Here is a 14,718-nt window from a genome sequence, read left to right as displayed (position 1 = left end):
GCAACACATTGCAGAGGGGCGGGCATGAACGGGAAACTCGTGATCTTGGCGGCGGCCGCGGCTGCGCTGGCCTGGCAGATGCCGACGGTGGCCGCGGCGCAATCGGCGCAATCGGCGCGATCGGCGGAGGCGGCGAAGGCGGCGGCAGGCGACGCGCCCTACGACATATTGATCGCCGGCGGGACGATCTATCCCGGCAACGGCGAGCCCCTCGTCGGCGACATCGCCGTGTCGGGCGATCGCATCGTCTATGTCGGCCCCCCGGCGGATCGTTCGGCCGAGCGCGTGATCGACGCGAGCGGCCTGATCGTGGCGCCCGGGTTCGTCGATCCGCACACCCACATCGGCGAGGCCCTGGCGAGCGGGATACCGGCGGCGCGTCTCGTCCTGCCGTTCCTGACGCAGGGCGTGACCACTGCCTTCATCGGGGTCGACGGTGGCGGCGATGTCGATGTCGCGGCCACCCTGGGCCGGGATAGCGGACGCGATTACGGCGTCAATTTCGCCACTTACGTCGGGCTCGGCGCCTTGCGGCGGGATGTCGTGGGCGAAGAGGACCGCGCGCCGACCGCGGCCGAGCTCGCGCGAATGGTGGCGCTGACCGAAGAGGCGATGTGCGCAGGCGCGCTGGGGCTGTCGAGCGGGCTGTTCTACGCCCCCCAGAGCTATTCCGGCGAAGGCGAGATCGTCAGCCTGGCCCGCGCTGCGGCCCGGCACGGCGGCCTCTACGACACGCATATCCGCGACGAATCGTCCTACACGATCGGCCTCGCCGGCGCCGTGGAGGAAGCGCTGACCATCGGCCGGGAAGCGGACATCCCGGTCCACATCGCCCATATCAAGGCGCTGGGGGTCGACGTGCACGGCGAAGCGCCGGCGGTCATCGCGCAGATCGAGCAGGCGCAGGCCGAAGGCCAGGTCGTCCATGCCGACCAGTATCCCTGGAGCGCGTCCGGGACCGGTCTCTCCGCCGCTCTGGTCCCGCGCTGGGCGCAGGATGGCGGGCGGCAGGCGATGCTCGGCCGCTTCGCGGATTCGGCGCAGCTTCCCCGGATCCGCGAGGAGATGGCGGAGAATCTCCGCCGCCGCGGCGGGGCGGCATCGCTTCTCATCACGCGGGGGCCGGCCGACGCGCTCGGCAAGACGCTGGAAGATCTCGCCGGGGAGGCAGGCGACGATCCGATACAGGCGGCGATCGACCTGCTCGAGCGTTCGGAGGCGGGAGTCGCCTCGTTCAACCAGAGCGAGGCGGACATTGCCGCCTTCATGCAGCGGCCGTGGGTCGTCACCAGCTCCGACGCTTCGGCCGGGCATCCGCGGTATTACGCGAGTTTCGCCCGCAAGTACGACGTCTATGTCCGGCAGAAGCAGGTGATCGACCTGCGCCGGTTCATCGATCAGAGCACGGCCGTGCCTGCCGCCCTGTTCGGACTGGAGGGACGGGGCCGGCTGGCGGAAGGCCATTTCGCCGATATCGTCGTGTTCGACCCGGAAGGGTTCGCCCCCGCGGCGACCTACGCCGAACCGACCCTGTTCTCCAAAGGCGTGCGAACCGTGCTGGTGAACGGTGTGCTTGCGATAGACGAGGGCCGGCCGACCGGTCGCGCAGCCGGGCGCCCGCTCGCCCGCGCGGGGGCGGGTTGCGCGGCGGAGTGAACAAGGCGCTCGGGAAGAGCCGCATAGCCGATCTCGAACGACGTGAGAGGGAGCCCGAAGGGCAGTGAGAGACGGCGATGGCGTCCGCCGCCCGGCGGCCGCGACCGCCCGGAAAGAGGGAAATAACATGATGGGACGAAACTTCAGCTCTGCCGTCGCACTGGCTGCGGGCCTGCTCTCCGCAACGGCGGCTTTCGCGCAGGACACCGGGTCCGCCGCTTCCCCGGGGATCGACGACGGCGCGCCCGCGGCCGCCAGGGGGGCGCCGTCGTCCGACATTATCGTGGTGACCGGCACGCGCATCCAGCGCGACGGCTATAACGCCCCGACCCCGCTCACGGTTATCGGAGCCGAGGACATAGAATCGGCCGCGCCCGCGAATATCGCCGACTTCGTCAACGAAATCCCCTCTGTCGTGGGCAGCGCCACGCCGGCGAACTCCAACCTGTCGATGAGTTCGGGCCTGTCGGGCCTGAACACGATCAACCTGCGCTCGCTCGGTTCCAGCCGCACGCTGGTTCTTCTGAACGGGCAGCGCTCGGTCGGGTCGGCGATCGGCGGGCAGGTCGATGTCAACACTTTCCCGCAAGGGTTGATCTCGGGCGTCGAGGTGGTGACCGGAGGCGCCTCGGCGGCTTACGGTTCGGATGCCGTTTCAGGCGTGGTGAACTTCATCCTCGACGACGATTACACCGGCTTCAAGGCAGGTGCCGAGACCGGCATAACGACCTACGGCGATGCCCCGAGCCACAAGTTCGACGCCACGTTCGGCACGCCTTTCGCCGACGGGCGCGGGCATATCCTGCTGAACGGAGAGCTATCCATTCGCGAAGGGCTGCACGGCGTTCCGCGCGACTGGAACGACAGGGGCTGGTACCTGATCAACAATCCGGCCTACGCCCCCGGAAACGGCGAACCGGAGCGGCTGGTGACCGACAAGGCGGGCCTCAGCCTGGCGACGCCGGGCGGGATCATCACCAGCGGTTCGCTCGCCGGCACGTTCTTCGGCGACGGCGGCGCACTCGGCCAGTTCGACTATGGGACGCGCCGCGACCCGTGGATCGTCGGCGGCGACTGGGCGATGACGCAGGTGAACGACGACCAGTCGCTCGACCCCGAAGCGAACCGCAGGAGCCTCTTCGGACGCATCAGCTACGAGATCGCGCCGTGGCTCAACGTCTTCGGCCAGGCAAGCTACGCCCGCTCGCGCAACCGCGGGCAACTGGGCATCCAGCGCAACCAGGGCAATGTCACCATCATGGCCGACAATGCCTTCCTGCCCGAATCGATCAGGCAGGCGCTGGCCGACGCGGGCGAAACCTCGTTCCGCTTCGGCACGACCAATGCGGACCTGCCGGTCCGCACCAACGACACAAAGCGCAGCGTGCAGCGCTACGTGATCGGTGCGGATGGCGAATTCGACCTGTTCGGCAGCACCGCCCGGTGGGACGCCTATTACCAGCTGGGTATCGCCAAGACCCGCGAAATGGCGGCGGGCATCAGCAACAATGCGCGGCTGGCGGCCGCCACCGATGCCGTCTTCGCACCGGCGGGCAATGCCCTGGGGGTCGCGGAAGGCACGATCGTTTGCCGGTCCTCGCTCGCCGATCCCGACAACGGCTGCATTCCGCTCAATCGTTTCGGCATCGGTGTCGCCGACCCGGAGGCGGTGGCCTGGGTTGTCGGCGACCCCTATCGCAACCAGCGATTCCAGCAGGACGTGTTTGCCGCGAACCTCTCGTTCGATGCGTTCGATCTGCCTGCGGGCGCGGTCGCCGTCGCCGTGGGCGGAGAGCATCGGCGCGAGGAAGTCAGGGGCTTCGTCGATCCGCAATACCGGTCGGGCTGGTTCGTGGGCAACTTCCTGCCCAGCTTCGGCGAATATTCGGTGACCGAGGGCTACCTTGAGGTTCTCGTCCCCGTGCTCGACACCCTCAATGTCAACGGCGCGATCCGGGCGACCGATTATACCACCTCCGGCTATGTCACCACGTGGAAGATCGGCGCGACGTTCGAGCCGATCGACGGCCTGCGTTTCCGCGCGACGCGCTCGCGCGATATTCGCGCGCCCAACCTGGGCGAACTCTTCACCGCCGGTTCGACCCGCACCAATACGGTGCTCGATCCTTTCAACGACAACCAGTCCACGCCGTTCAGCGGGACCAGGCGCGGCAACCCCGATCTCGACCCGGAAAAGGCGGATCAATGGGGTGTCGGCGTCGTGTTCCAGCCCCGTTTCGTGCCGGGCTTCTCGGTCTCGGTCGACTACTACGATATCGAGATCAACGATGCGATCGACTCGCTCGATGCCCAGACGATCATCGACCGCTGCCACGAGGGGGTCGATGAATATTGCGCCGCGATCGTGCGCGGCCCGAACGAATTCGGCACCGACCTGCAGATATTCGAAAGCCCGTTCAATTTCGCCCGGCAGCGGGCGCGGGGGCTGGATTTCGAGACGAGCTACAGCACCGACATCGGCCCGGGCACTTTCAGTCTGCGCGGGCTGGCGACGCTCTACCTGGAAAACACGGTCGACAACGGCCTCGACCCGGCAGTCGACATCGTGGGCGAGAACACCAGCGGCGGCAATCCCGAGTTCCTTTACCGGGTCACCGCCTCGTGGAGCGACGGCCCGCTGCGCCTGAACCTGATCGGGCGCGGGATCAGCTCGGGCACGTACGACAACAGCTATGTCGAGTGCACCCGGGGATGCCCGGAATCGACCGCCACCGCGCGGACGATCAACACCAACCGCATCGACGGTGCGTTCTATCTCGATGCGTCCGCGCATCGCGATTTCGTGCTCGGCTCGGCCGATCTCCGGCTGTTCCTCGCGGTCACCAACCTCCTCGACAAGGATCCGCCGGTGGTGGCCTCGGGCCCGGCCGGCAGCGCCTATGCGACGCCGGCGACGAATCAGTCGCTCTACGACCTTCTCGGCAGGACCTTCCGCATCGGCGCGAAGATCGCGTTCTGACCGGTCCCGTTTCACCCTGCCTGCGGGAGCGGCCGAGGCTGCTCCCGTCTTTCTTGTCGGCTGTGCGGCTCAGGCAGCGTCGAGGCAGGTCCTGAAGATATCCAGAAACTCCCTGGCCCCGTGCGAGAAGGGGCGGCTTTCCAGCGTCATGGCATAGACGTCGAACGCCAGCGCCGGTTTCAAGGGACGAAACGCGACCTCCTCGCTCGTGGCGGCCTGCGCGGTGAAATTGTCCAGCACCGCCATGCCCAGTCCTTCGCGCACCAGGGCCGATCCGATATAGAACGTCCGCGCCGATGCGGCCTCGTGCAGTTCGATGTTCGTGCGGTCCAGTTCACCCCTCAGCAGCTCGCCGATCGGCCCGCTTTCGATGAGACTGATGAAGCGGCGATCCTGCACCATCTCCAGCGGAATGCGCGGCGGCGCGTCGGGCAGGTCGGCAGGCCGATAGAGCAGCCCCAGTTCGCCTTCGCCCAACCATTCCGAAATCAGCGGCAGCCCCGGCGGCCCCTTGAACGCGACGACGATGTCCGCCTCGCGTTCGTAGAGAACGCGCGCGATGCCGTCGTGATGGACGGTCTGGAGATCGAAGTGGACTTCGGGGTGCTGGCGCGAGAACATGGCCACTGCGCGCGGCAGCACGTCGAGCGCGAGCGAGGGCAGGACCGATACCCGCAGCGAGCCGGTGCCGTGGCGCAGGTTGCGCGTCGTCTGGCGCAGCGACGCCACCTGCGTATGGATCTGCGCCACTTCGGCGAAAATGGCGTGAGCATCGTCTGTCGGCACCAGCCGTCCGCCGCGGCGATCGAACAGCGCAAAGCCGAGCAGCTGCTCGGCATGTTTGAGCGTCTTGGTGACCGCCGGCTGCGAAACGTTGAGCGCGCGGGCGGCCGCGCTGACGGTTCGGTTCACGTAGACGGCGTGGAATATCTCGATGTGGCGAAGCTTCATGACATGCCCATAGCAAGGCGCGGAACGGCGACCAGTCCGCCTGCGGCTTTTTCGCCCGGACAAACGGGGCGCCAGCCGTGCCTTTGCCGCACCGCGGGGACGGCGGCTGGGGAACCGCCCGGGGCCCGTAGCGGTTCGCCGTGCGGACGGATCGGAGGTTTCCCGTCCCCGGCTCCCAACGATACCGAGCGGCATTTGCCGGGAACCCGCGCGACGAGACGTGCGTTGTGCGGGATGGACGGAGGAAAGTGTAAGTTCATGGAGGAGAACCCATGTCGAGCTATTCCTTCCGCAGCAGTCGTCCGGACGGGTGGATTCAACCCCGCCCGTACCGCGACGCCACGCTGCGCTTCATGACGCACGGGCCGATCCAGCCGATGGAAGAGCCCGGATTTCTCGCCCGCCTGTTCGGGCTACGCTGACGCGATCGGGAACGGGGGCCGGCTGCCGCCAAGGCGGCCGGCCCCTTGTTCGTTGGCGAAGTTCGTTTGCGAAAGCCGTCAGTATTCTTCGGGTTCTTCGTGCGTTTCGCGATGGAAGTCCCGCCCCGCGTCGCGTTCGCCGCGGGCCAGCCTGAACACCACGCCCGACAGCAGCACGAGGGCAAGAAGGTTGGGAAGCACCATCGTGGCGTTCGAAATGTCGCCAAGGCGCCAGACGAGCTGCGAAGGCTGGGTCGCGCCGATGAAGATGGCGACGCACCAGATGACGCGCCAGATCACGTGCAGCACTTTCTCGCCGCCCCGGGTCGAGCCCGGAAAGCGGTCGTAGATGAAGGTGATCGCCCGCTCGCCGTAGTAGGACCAGGTGAGCAGCGTGGTGAACACGAACAGGATCAGCGCGACGCTGGCCACCAGCGTGCCGAGCGGGATCGAGGCGATTTCGAACGGGAAGGCCGCGGCAAAGGCGCCCGAGGTGGTGACGAAGCCGGACATCGCCGTGGTGCCGAGGTCCGATTGCCATACGTGATCGACCGGCTGGCCCTGATAGGTGAAGTCGCCCTGCACGGTCAGGATCACCAGCGCGGTCATGGTGCAGATCACGATCGTATCGATGAACGTGCCCAGCATCGCCATGCGCCCCTGCTGTTCGGGATCGTCGGTCTGCGCGACGGCGTGCGCGATCGGCGTGGAGCCTTGTCCCGCCTCGTTCGAGAACAGGCCGCGCGCGACGCCGGCACGGATCGCCAGAATGATCGCCGCCCCGGCGAAACCGCCGCTCGCGCTCTGGAAATTGAACGCCCCGGCGAAGATCCGGCCGAAGGTTTCGGGCAGGTCGCCGAAGTTGAGGATCAGCGCGGTGATCGCCATCAGAAGATAAGTGGCCGCCATGAACGGCACGACCTTCTCCGCCACGTTGCCGATCGACCGGATTCCGCCGATAATGACGACGAAGACCGCGATCGCGACGATCAGGCCGCCCAGCCAGCGTTCGAATCCGAACAGCTCGTTAAGGCCGCTGGCGACCTCGTTGGCCTGGATCGAATTGCCCGTCACCAGGGCCGAGAACAGCGTGCCGAGACAGAAGACGATGGCGAGCCAGGTCCACTTGGGGCCGAGGCCGAGCATGATATAGCTCATCGGGCCGCCGCGTCGGACGCCGTCGGACGTCGTCTCGCGGTAACGGATCGCGAGGCTCCCTTCCGCGAATGCCAGCGCCATGCCGAACAAGGCGGTGATCCACATCCAGAACACCGCGCCGGGCCCGCCCAGGGCGATTGCCGTCGCGACGCCGGCGAGGTTGCCGGTGCCGACCTGGCCCGACAGCGCGGTCGACAGCGCGGCGAACGGGCTGATCTCACCCGATCCGGCGCTTTTCCGGCCGGCGAACAGCCCGCGCACGGCGGCGCCCAGCTTGACGATCGGATAGAAGCGCAGGCCGATCATGATCCACAGGCCGATGCCCAGCAGGATCACCGCCAGCGGCGGGATCGGTATCAGCTGCTCTCCGTTCCAGGTGCCCCCCCAGATGAAATCCGATACGTTGGTGACCGGCTGCACCAGTCGTTCGCCCAGCGTGAGTGCCTGGCTCGTCGCCATTCGCAATATTCCCCTCAAACGTCCCTTGTATGACCGGCACGCTAGAGGCGCGGCGCGTGCAAGGCCAGTCTTAAGTTTCGTTTGCAACCGTTCCCAACCTCTACGTGCGCCGCCTTGCTTTTGTGCCGCGCGGCGCCTAAATGCGACCGCGCTTTCCGACATCGGAGCTTTCGCCAGCCCTTCCCGGACTTGATCCGGGGCGGCGATGGCCCCATCCCGGAAGGCGAGACAGGTTCTACCAGGCAGGAAACGAGCAGATGGCCAAGACCAATCCCGGAGAATTCATCCGCCAGGTCCGCAGCGAGGGCAGCAAGGTGGTCTGGCCGACGCGCGAGGAGACCGTCCGCACGGCGATCTTCGTCGGCATCATGGTCGTGATTCTCTCGCTGTTCTTCCTGGGGATCGATTCGGCATTCGGCGCCGTCGTGCGCTGGCTGCTGACGCTGGCCTGATTCGGGCGCCAAAGACTAGACTAAGGATCACAATGGCTCGCTGGTACATCATTCACGCCTATTCGGGCTTCGAGAACAAGGTGCGCGATGCGATCATCGCCGAAGCCGAGCGGCTGGGGCTGTCCGAAGCCGTGGAGGAAGTGCAGGTCCCGACCGAGACGGTGACCGAGCTGAAGCGGGGCAAGAAGGTCCAGGTCGAACGCAAGTTCATGCCCGGCTATGTCCTCGCCAAGCTGAAGATGACCGACGATGTCTATCACCTGGTCAAGAACACGCCGAAAGTGACCGGCTTCCTGGGGTCGAACAACAAGCCGCAGCCGATTTCGGAGAAAGAGGCGGCGCGCTATTTCGGCGGGGTCGAGGAAGCGAAATCCGCGCCCAAGAAGGATATCAGCGTCGATTACGAGATCGGCGATCAGGTCAAAGTGCTCGACGGGCCGTTCGCCAGCTTCAACGGCGTGGTGGAAGAACTCGATTTCGACAAGCAGAAGGTCAAGGTCAGCGTGTCGATCTTCGGCCGCGCGACCCCGGTGGAACTCGATTTCGAGCAGGTCGAACTGGTGAAGTGAGCCCGAAGGGGCCGTTCCCTCCGGGCGTCCAGCGGCCTGCCGTCTATCGATGAGTTGAATTCCGAAGCATTTGCCCCTATCGGCGCGCCTTCGCTGATCGGCCCGATTCCCGGGCGAACAGAGAAACCCGTGCGGAAGGCCTGCATTCCCGGCGTCGGGGCAGGCTGCTTGACCGCTTACCATGAGCTTCGGTCTCGGCCGGAGCGACAGTGAGAAAGGAGGCCACCCGTGGCCAAGAAAATCGACGGCTATATCAAGCTGCAGGTGCCGGCTGGCGTTGCCAACCCCAGCCCGCCGATCGGCCCCGCGCTGGGCCAGCGCGGCGTCAACATCATGGAATTCTGCAAGGCGTTCAATGCCGCTACGCAGGACATGGAAAAGAACATGCCGATCCCGACCATCATCACGGTCTATGCGGATCGCTCGTTCAGCTTCGTCACCAAGACCCCGCCTGCGAGCTTCCTGATCAAGCGCGCGGCCAAGCTCAAGTCGGGTTCGAAGGAACCGGGCAAGGTTTCGGTCGGGACGATCAAGCGCTCGCAGCTGGCCGAGATCGCCGAGACGAAGATGAAGGACCTGAACGCGAACGACATCGATCAGGCGACCAAGATCATCGAAGGCTCCGCGCGTTCGATGGGCCTCGAAGTGGTGGAGGGCTGATCCGATGGCAAAGCTGACCAAGAAGCAGAAGACGCTCGCCGAACTCGACGGCGAGAAGCTCTACGGCGTCGACGAGGCCCTGGCCACGCTGCGCCGGTTCGCGAGCAAGAAGTTCGACGAGACGGTCGAGGTCGCGATGAACCTCGGCGTCGATCCGCGCCACGCAGACCAGATGGTGCGCGGCATGGTCTCGCTGCCTTCGGGCACGGGCAAGGACGTCAAGGTCGCGGTCTTCGCGCGCGGCGACAATGCCGAGAAGGCGGCGGCGGCCGGGGCCGACAAAGTCGGTGCCGAGGACCTGATGGAAGACATGCAGAACGGCAACCTCGACTATGACCGCGTGATCGCCACGCCCGACATGATGGGCGTGGTCGGCCGGCTCGGCAAGCTGCTCGGCCCCAAGGGGCTGATGCCGAACCCCAAGCTCGGCACCGTGACGCCGAACGTGGAGCAGGCCGTGAAGGACGCCAAGGGCGGACAGGTCGAATTCCGCGTGGAGAAGCAGGGCATTATCCATTCGGGCATCGGCAAGCTCTCGTTCAAGGACGAGGACCTGAAGAAGAACTTCAAGGCGCTGACCGATGCGGTGGTGAAGGCCAAGCCGAGCGGCGCGAAGGGCAAGTACGTGCGCAAGGTTTCGCTGACCAGCACGATGGGCCCGGGCCTCAAGCTCGACCTGAGCGAAGTCGAAGGCGCCTGAACCTGCATCACCGAACGAACGGCAGGGGGCCGGGAGGAGCGATCTTCCCGGCCCCTTTCCTATGCAGGAACGGAAAGATCGCCGCGGCCGGGCGTTGCCGGTAGTATAGCTTTCGAGGAGCGTACCAATGGGCAATATCTGGGCCGTGGCCGTAATCGTGGGACCGATCCTGCTGCTCGCAGTGGCCATTTACGTCTGGGCCAGGAACCGGAACGCGAACCGCGCATCGATCCGCCGGTCCGAACGCGGCGCGCGCGACTTGCGCGAGGATCTGGAGGAGAAGCAGGACCGGACCGTCGATCTATAGGATCGCCGGGTGCGGGCCGCTGCCGCTTCAGCCTTGCTGAAAACGGCTCTAGGCCCGGAGCAGCCGCCGCGCACCGGCCAGCGCGCCGCTGCGTTGGGCGATGCGCTTGCCGGCAGCGACCGAATCGTCGAACATCCGCAGAGCGCCCAGCAGGACGCGGTTCGTCGCGCGCTTGCGCAGCAGCAGGAAGCTCGCGGCTTCGATGCTGGCGGTTCCGAACAGCGCCTTGTGTGGGCCGTCGCCTTCGGTGAAATCGAACAGGTCGAACCGGTCTTCCGCAAACAGGCGCTCCAGCGCGGCCAGTTGCAACACCGTGCCGGCCGAAAGATGCGCGGTTTCGGGATCGTATCCCAGCCAGGCATAGACGAGCGTGCGCCCCTCGACCGGCAGGCAGAGATAGCTCGCCGGCTTTCCTTCGAGATAGAGGATGAAACAGCGCAGGCGATCTTCGGCGGCCGCGACGTGCAGGGCCTGCAACTCATCCGCCCCTTCCGGCAGCCCGGCGCCCAGATACTTGCCCTGATAGGTGCGGCGCGAGAGCGGCAGGGCGGCGGCGAGAAATTCGTCCAGCCCCGCCGCTCCGCGATATTCGCGAATGTCGAGGCGGCCGCCGTCCGCCTCGGCAAACTTGCGCTGCTTGCGCCGCAGGGTCGAACGGGTCTTGCCCGAAAAGCCGGCCATGTAGCGCTCGAAACCGCCCTCCATCGCGATATAGTGCCGGCGGTAGCGCTGGAGACCGCCCGGCACCATGTCGGGGCACGCGGCGAGCAAGCGGGGGACCGTCGCGGCCGGGGCGGAAAGCACCCGGTATCCGTCGGCATCGGGCGGCAGGTCCGGCAGGGGCGCTGCCTGCCCGGCGACAAGGCGATCGAGCGGATGGTTCACGACCAGCAGCCGGCGCGGCACCGCAAGCAGCTGACGCGAGCCGACGACGAAGCGAACTGGCGTTTCGCGCAGCACTATCGCGCGCCGTAGAGGCCGTTGGACACGATCTGCTCCGCCAGGCGCAGGCCGGTGCGCAGCCGGTCGCTCGGCAGGACCGGGCGGGCGGTCCTGACGATGGAGGGGCGGGGGGGATGGCTCGTGTAAGTGCCGCTCTCGACCCCGGCCATCGCCGCGATCCCGCGGCAGAGCCGTTCGAACCGGTGGCGCACCACGCGGTTGATCCGCGCGCGCGCCCGGCACAGCAGTTCGAAGCTGTGGGAGACCATTGTGAAACTGGACAGTCCGTGATCGCGCGCGTGCCGGATCGCGGCGAGCATCTCGCGCGCGGAAATCGCCGTCACTTGCGCATGCCGCAGGGCGCCGCCGAACGTGCGGATGCAGCCGACGGGGACTTCGACGATCCCGCAATGCCGCATCGGCCGGCGATGTTCCGGTGTCAGCGAAATGCGGCAGGCGCCGTTGGCGATGCCCGGCGTGTGGCTGGTGTCGTATCGCAACCCGATCGCTGCCAGCGCCCGAAGCGTGTCGTCGCTGGCGCCGTAGTTGCCGGCGCGAAAGGCGACCGGCGGCGGCGCGCCGGCCGCGATCAGGGTCTCGCGCGCCCAGTCGAGGATCGCGCACTGATCATCGAACGCGAAGTCGGCGATGTTCCGGCCCGTCCGGCCGCCGAAGGGATTGGCGGCGCCGGCCAGCGCCAGCCATTCGGTATGACAGTGCAGCTGGACGTCGTGGCCCGCCTCGACGATCGGGCCGACGACATCCGCGATCGCTTCGCGGCCCCACAGCAGGGCCGGCATGGGATCGACGAAGAACACGCCCTTCAACCCATGACGATCCATCAGCTGCATCTTGTAGAACAGGCCGGCCGGGCCGGCCGGCGTCTCGCACGCGATCGAGCGCGCGAAATTTTCCGCGCGCCCGCGCGAGGCCAGGCTGGCCGCATATTCGGTGTCGATCGTGATGTAGACCGCCGTCATGCGCGGGGGTCTACCCGATCGGGGTTAAGAGTGGGTTAGATGCCGCCCGGGGTGAAATCGAACCCCAGTTCGCCCAGGCCTTCGCACAGCGTGTGCATACAGCTTTGCAGGGCATCGGCATCGGTCGAGCGGATCACGAAGTTGGCCCCGACTTTGCCCTCGCGGAAGAACGGATAGCTGCCGATCTGGCAGTTTTCGTGCGCCAGCTCGACTTCGCGCAGCAGCACGGCGACTTCGCTTTCGGGAATGTAGCCGCCCACGGTCTCGCTCAGCAGCGGCGCCCCGCCTTCCAGCGTGCCGGTCAGCGAATCGAGCATTTGCGCGGCGATATGCGGCACCCCCGCCATCATGCGGATATTGCCGATCGCGATGCCCGGGGCGCCCGACATGCGATTGGGGATCAGCTCTGCCCCTTCGGGCACGCGCGCCATGCGCAGGCGCCCTTCGGTCAGGCCGCCCTTGTCGGCATAGTATCGTTCGAGGATCGCGCGCGCCTGCGGGTGTATCACCACCGGGACGCCCAGCGCTGCGGCAATCGCGTCGACGGTAATGTCGTCGTGGGTCGGGCCGATCCCGCCGGTGGTGAAGAGATAGTCGTTCGCCCGGCGCAGCGCGTCGACCGCCTCGACTATCCGATCCAGCACGTCCGGCACGATCCGCACTTCCGCCAGCCTGATGCCCTGAACCTGAAGCCACGAGGCGACTTGCGCGATGTTGCGGTCGTGCGTGCGGCCCGAAAGAATCTCGTCGCCGATCACGACGAGGCCGGCGGTGTAGATGCGATCGGTTGCGGTCATGCGGACGGGTTAGGCGAGTGCCGGCAATGGCGCCAGAGTCGTTTGCGTCGAGACGGCACCGGCCCGCACCCTTTCGGGAGAGAGCGGATCATTCGGCCGCTTCGAGCTGCCGCTGCTTGTTGCCCCCCGCCAGTGCGTCGCCCGCCTGCCCGAAAGCGATAATGCCGTCGTCCACCGGATCTTGCGCCATGCGCTTGCGATCGCTGACATATTCCTGGTTCAGCCGCCAGGGATAGGCCACGGCATTGCGGGGCATGATGTGCTTCGAACGCTGGATATAGCCGGACGAGAAATCGAAGATGTCGTCGTCTTCCAGCGCCGCCTCGTCCTCGGCGCTCAGCACCGGAACCGCGACATCCGCGCCGCGCCGCTCCATCTCGTTGAGCAGGCGGCAGACATAGTCGGAATTGAGGTCGGCACGCAGCGTCCAGCTGGCGTTGAGATAGCCGAACACCACCGCCAGGTTGGGCAGGTTCGAGAACATGCATCCCTTGTAGTAATAGCGTTGTGCGAAATCGACCGGCGTGCCGTTCTGGCTGAACGCGATCTTGCCGGCGATCGCAAGGCGCAGGCCGGTCGCGGTCACGATCACGTCGGCGGGCAGCAGTTCGCCGTCTTCCAGCACCACGCCTTCCTTCGCGAAACGGGCGATGCGCCCGGTGCGGATCGCCGCATCGCCGCGCTTCATCGCTTCGAACAGGTCGTTGTCGGGCACCAGGCACAGCCGCTGCTCCCACGGGTTGTAGGGCGGGGTGAAATCGGCGGGATCGTAAGGCGCGTCGCCGAACACCTTGCGGATCCGCCTGTGCAGGAACGCTTTCACCTTTTCCGGCCGCGTTCGGGCGCGGCGGAAACCGATGTCCTGCAGCTTGATATTCTTCCACCGGGTAATGCGGTAGGCGAGTTCTTCGGGCAGGATCTTGCGCAGGAAGTTCGCGAGCCGGTCTTTCGCCGGGCGCGAGAACATCCATGTCGGCGTGCGCTGGAGCATGGTGACGTGGCCGGCGCGCTCCGCCATGGCCGGGACCAGCGTCACCGCCGTCGCGCCGGAACCGATCACGACCACCCGCTTGCCGGCATAGTCGAGATCTTCGGGCCAGAATTGCGGATGCACGACCCGGCCGGCGAACTCGCCGAAATCGAACCCGGGATCGTAAGGCTCGTCGTAATCGTAATAGCCGGAGCCGAGATAGAGGAACCGGGCGGTGATGCGGGTGGTCGAGCCGTCGGCCAGCTCGATCCCGACATGCCAGCGCGCCTCGTCGCCGCGCCAGTCGGCCGACACGACCTTGTGGCCGAAGCGGATGTGGTCGCGGATGCCGCGTTCGTCGACGATGCGGTGAAGATACTCCAGGATCGCAGGCCCATCGGCGATCGATTTTTCGTGCTTCCACGGTTCGAAATTGAAGCCCAGCGTATGCATGTCGCTGTCCGACCGGATACCGGGATAGCGGAACAGGTCCCAGGTCCCGCCCAGATTCTCGCGCCGCTCGACAATTGCGTATCTGCGCCCGGGGCAGAGCATTTCCATATGCGCGGCCATGCCGATACCGGAAATGCCGGCACCGACGATCAGAACCTCGTAATCGGGCGGTGTTGCTGGCATGGGCCTCTCTCTCCTCTTGACGCAAACGTAAATCATCCCGCCGCAATTGGCGAGTCCCGACGGACGATGTTAGCGTTCG

General features: G+C 66.4%; 14 protein-coding genes. 8 read left to right on the top strand and 6 right to left on the bottom strand.

Annotated elements, in window-relative coordinates; translation table 11 throughout:
- Nucleotides 1-24 precede the first annotated feature (24 nt).
- Nucleotides 25-1,656: an N-acyl-D-amino-acid deacylase family protein gene (locus tag V5F89_RS01695; protein ID WP_338446537.1), complete on the top strand. Its 1,632-nt coding sequence runs from the start codon at nucleotides 25-27 to the stop codon at nucleotides 1,654-1,656.
- Between the two features lie 127 nt (nucleotides 1,657-1,783).
- Entirely contained in the window at nucleotides 1,784-4,636 is a 2,853-nt protein-coding gene (locus tag V5F89_RS01690; RefSeq protein ID WP_338446536.1) for a TonB-dependent receptor domain-containing protein, read from the top strand.
- Between the two features lie 69 nt (nucleotides 4,637-4,705).
- Here V5F89_RS01690 and V5F89_RS01685 read toward each other — a convergent pair whose 3' ends face one another.
- The gene (locus tag V5F89_RS01685) at nucleotides 4,706-5,587 is read right to left on the bottom strand and encodes a LysR family transcriptional regulator (protein ID WP_338446535.1); all 882 of its coding nucleotides are present in this window, start codon (nucleotides 5,585-5,587) and stop codon (nucleotides 4,706-4,708) included.
- A gap of 272 nt (nucleotides 5,588-5,859) precedes the next feature.
- Here V5F89_RS01685 and V5F89_RS01680 point away from each other — a divergent pair, with 272 nt between their 5' ends.
- A complete protein-coding gene (locus tag V5F89_RS01680; RefSeq protein ID WP_338446534.1) occupies nucleotides 5,860-6,009 on the top strand; it encodes a hypothetical protein in 150 nt (49 codons plus the stop codon).
- 78 nt (nucleotides 6,010-6,087) lie between these two features.
- Here the strand turns inward: V5F89_RS01680 and V5F89_RS01675 are convergent, their stop codons facing one another.
- Nucleotides 6,088-7,626 (bottom strand): alanine/glycine:cation symporter family protein, encoded by a 1,539-nt coding sequence (locus V5F89_RS01675; RefSeq protein WP_338446533.1) that lies wholly within the window; start codon nucleotides 7,624-7,626, stop codon nucleotides 6,088-6,090.
- 257 nt (nucleotides 7,627-7,883) lie between these two features.
- On the opposite strand from V5F89_RS01675, the gene secE reads away from it, so the two are divergent.
- The 5 genes from secE (at nucleotide 7,884) to V5F89_RS01650 (ending at nucleotide 10,314) form a co-directional block, all read left to right on the top strand.
- Nucleotides 7,884-8,078: a preprotein translocase subunit SecE gene (gene secE / locus V5F89_RS01670; protein ID WP_047806895.1), complete on the top strand. Its 195-nt coding sequence runs from the start codon at nucleotides 7,884-7,886 to the stop codon at nucleotides 8,076-8,078.
- A 32-nt stretch (nucleotides 8,079-8,110) separates the two neighbouring features.
- Entirely contained in the window at nucleotides 8,111-8,647 is a 537-nt protein-coding gene (nusG, locus tag V5F89_RS01665) for a transcription termination/antitermination protein NusG (protein ID WP_338446532.1), read from the top strand.
- 228 nt (nucleotides 8,648-8,875) lie between these two features.
- Nucleotides 8,876-9,307, top strand: coding sequence for a 50S ribosomal protein L11 (rplK, locus tag V5F89_RS01660; RefSeq protein WP_338446531.1), 432 nt, complete (start codon nucleotides 8,876-8,878; stop codon nucleotides 9,305-9,307).
- A 4-nt stretch (nucleotides 9,308-9,311) separates the two neighbouring features.
- Nucleotides 9,312-10,007, top strand: a complete 696-nt coding sequence (rplA, locus tag V5F89_RS01655; protein ID WP_338446530.1) for a 50S ribosomal protein L1 — start codon at nucleotides 9,312-9,314, stop codon at nucleotides 10,005-10,007.
- A gap of 127 nt (nucleotides 10,008-10,134) precedes the next feature.
- Complete coding sequence (locus tag V5F89_RS01650; protein WP_338446529.1) at nucleotides 10,135-10,314, top strand: hypothetical protein; 180 nt, start codon at nucleotides 10,135-10,137, stop codon at nucleotides 10,312-10,314.
- Nucleotides 10,315-10,362: 48 nt separating this feature from the next.
- Here the strand turns inward: V5F89_RS01650 and V5F89_RS01645 are convergent, their stop codons facing one another.
- From V5F89_RS01645 to V5F89_RS01630, 4 genes are all read right to left on the bottom strand, one after another.
- Entirely contained in the window at nucleotides 10,363-11,274 is a 912-nt protein-coding gene (locus V5F89_RS01645) for a GNAT family N-acetyltransferase (RefSeq protein ID WP_338446528.1), read from the bottom strand.
- Nucleotides 11,274-12,236 carry a hypothetical protein gene (locus V5F89_RS01640; protein WP_338446527.1) on the bottom strand — a complete coding sequence of 321 codons (963 nt, stop codon included), beginning with the start codon at nucleotides 12,234-12,236 and terminating at the stop codon, nucleotides 11,274-11,276. The genes V5F89_RS01645 and V5F89_RS01640 overlap by 1 nt, the downstream gene beginning before the upstream one ends.
- 35 nt (nucleotides 12,237-12,271) lie before the next feature.
- Complete coding sequence (locus tag V5F89_RS01635; protein ID WP_338446526.1) at nucleotides 12,272-13,033, bottom strand: competence/damage-inducible protein A; 762 nt, start codon at nucleotides 13,031-13,033, stop codon at nucleotides 12,272-12,274.
- Nucleotides 13,034-13,121: 88 nt separating this feature from the next.
- Entirely contained in the window at nucleotides 13,122-14,639 is a 1,518-nt protein-coding gene (locus tag V5F89_RS01630; protein WP_338446525.1) for an NAD(P)/FAD-dependent oxidoreductase, read from the bottom strand.
- Between the last annotated feature and the right edge of the window lie 79 nt (nucleotides 14,640-14,718).

It is taken from the genome of Pelagerythrobacter marensis (genome assembly GCF_036700095.1).
GTDB classification, from domain to species: domain Bacteria; phylum Pseudomonadota; class Alphaproteobacteria; order Sphingomonadales; family Sphingomonadaceae; genus Pelagerythrobacter; species Pelagerythrobacter marensis_A.
This window is presented reverse-complemented; position numbering and strand designations above follow the sequence as displayed.

Excerpts from the sequence above, each read along its gene's own strand:
- V5F89_RS01690 (WP_338446536.1), top strand. The coding sequence starts at position 1,784 with ATGATGGGACGAAACTTCAGCTCTGCCGTCGCACTGGCTGCGGGCCTG.
- V5F89_RS01680 (WP_338446534.1), top strand. The coding sequence starts at position 5,860 with ATGTCGAGCTATTCCTTCCGCAGCAGTCGTCCGGACGGGTGGATTCAA.
- V5F89_RS01640 (WP_338446527.1), bottom strand. The coding sequence starts at position 12,236 with ATGACGGCGGTCTACATCACGATCGACACCGAATATGCGGCCAGCCTG.
- V5F89_RS01635 (WP_338446526.1), bottom strand. The coding sequence starts at position 13,033 with ATGACCGCAACCGATCGCATCTACACCGCCGGCCTCGTCGTGATCGGC.
- V5F89_RS01675 (WP_338446533.1), bottom strand. The coding sequence starts at position 7,626 with ATGGCGACGAGCCAGGCACTCACGCTGGGCGAACGACTGGTGCAGCCG.
- secE (WP_047806895.1), top strand. The coding sequence starts at position 7,884 with ATGGCCAAGACCAATCCCGGAGAATTCATCCGCCAGGTCCGCAGCGAG.
- V5F89_RS01695 (WP_338446537.1), top strand. The coding sequence starts at position 25 with ATGAACGGGAAACTCGTGATCTTGGCGGCGGCCGCGGCTGCGCTGGCC.
- rplA (WP_338446530.1), top strand. The coding sequence starts at position 9,312 with ATGGCAAAGCTGACCAAGAAGCAGAAGACGCTCGCCGAACTCGACGGC.
- V5F89_RS01650 (WP_338446529.1), top strand. The coding sequence starts at position 10,135 with ATGGGCAATATCTGGGCCGTGGCCGTAATCGTGGGACCGATCCTGCTG.
- V5F89_RS01685 (WP_338446535.1), bottom strand. The coding sequence starts at position 5,587 with ATGAAGCTTCGCCACATCGAGATATTCCACGCCGTCTACGTGAACCGA.
- V5F89_RS01630 (WP_338446525.1), bottom strand. The coding sequence starts at position 14,639 with ATGCCAGCAACACCGCCCGATTACGAGGTTCTGATCGTCGGTGCCGGC.
- nusG (WP_338446532.1), top strand. The coding sequence starts at position 8,111 with ATGGCTCGCTGGTACATCATTCACGCCTATTCGGGCTTCGAGAACAAG.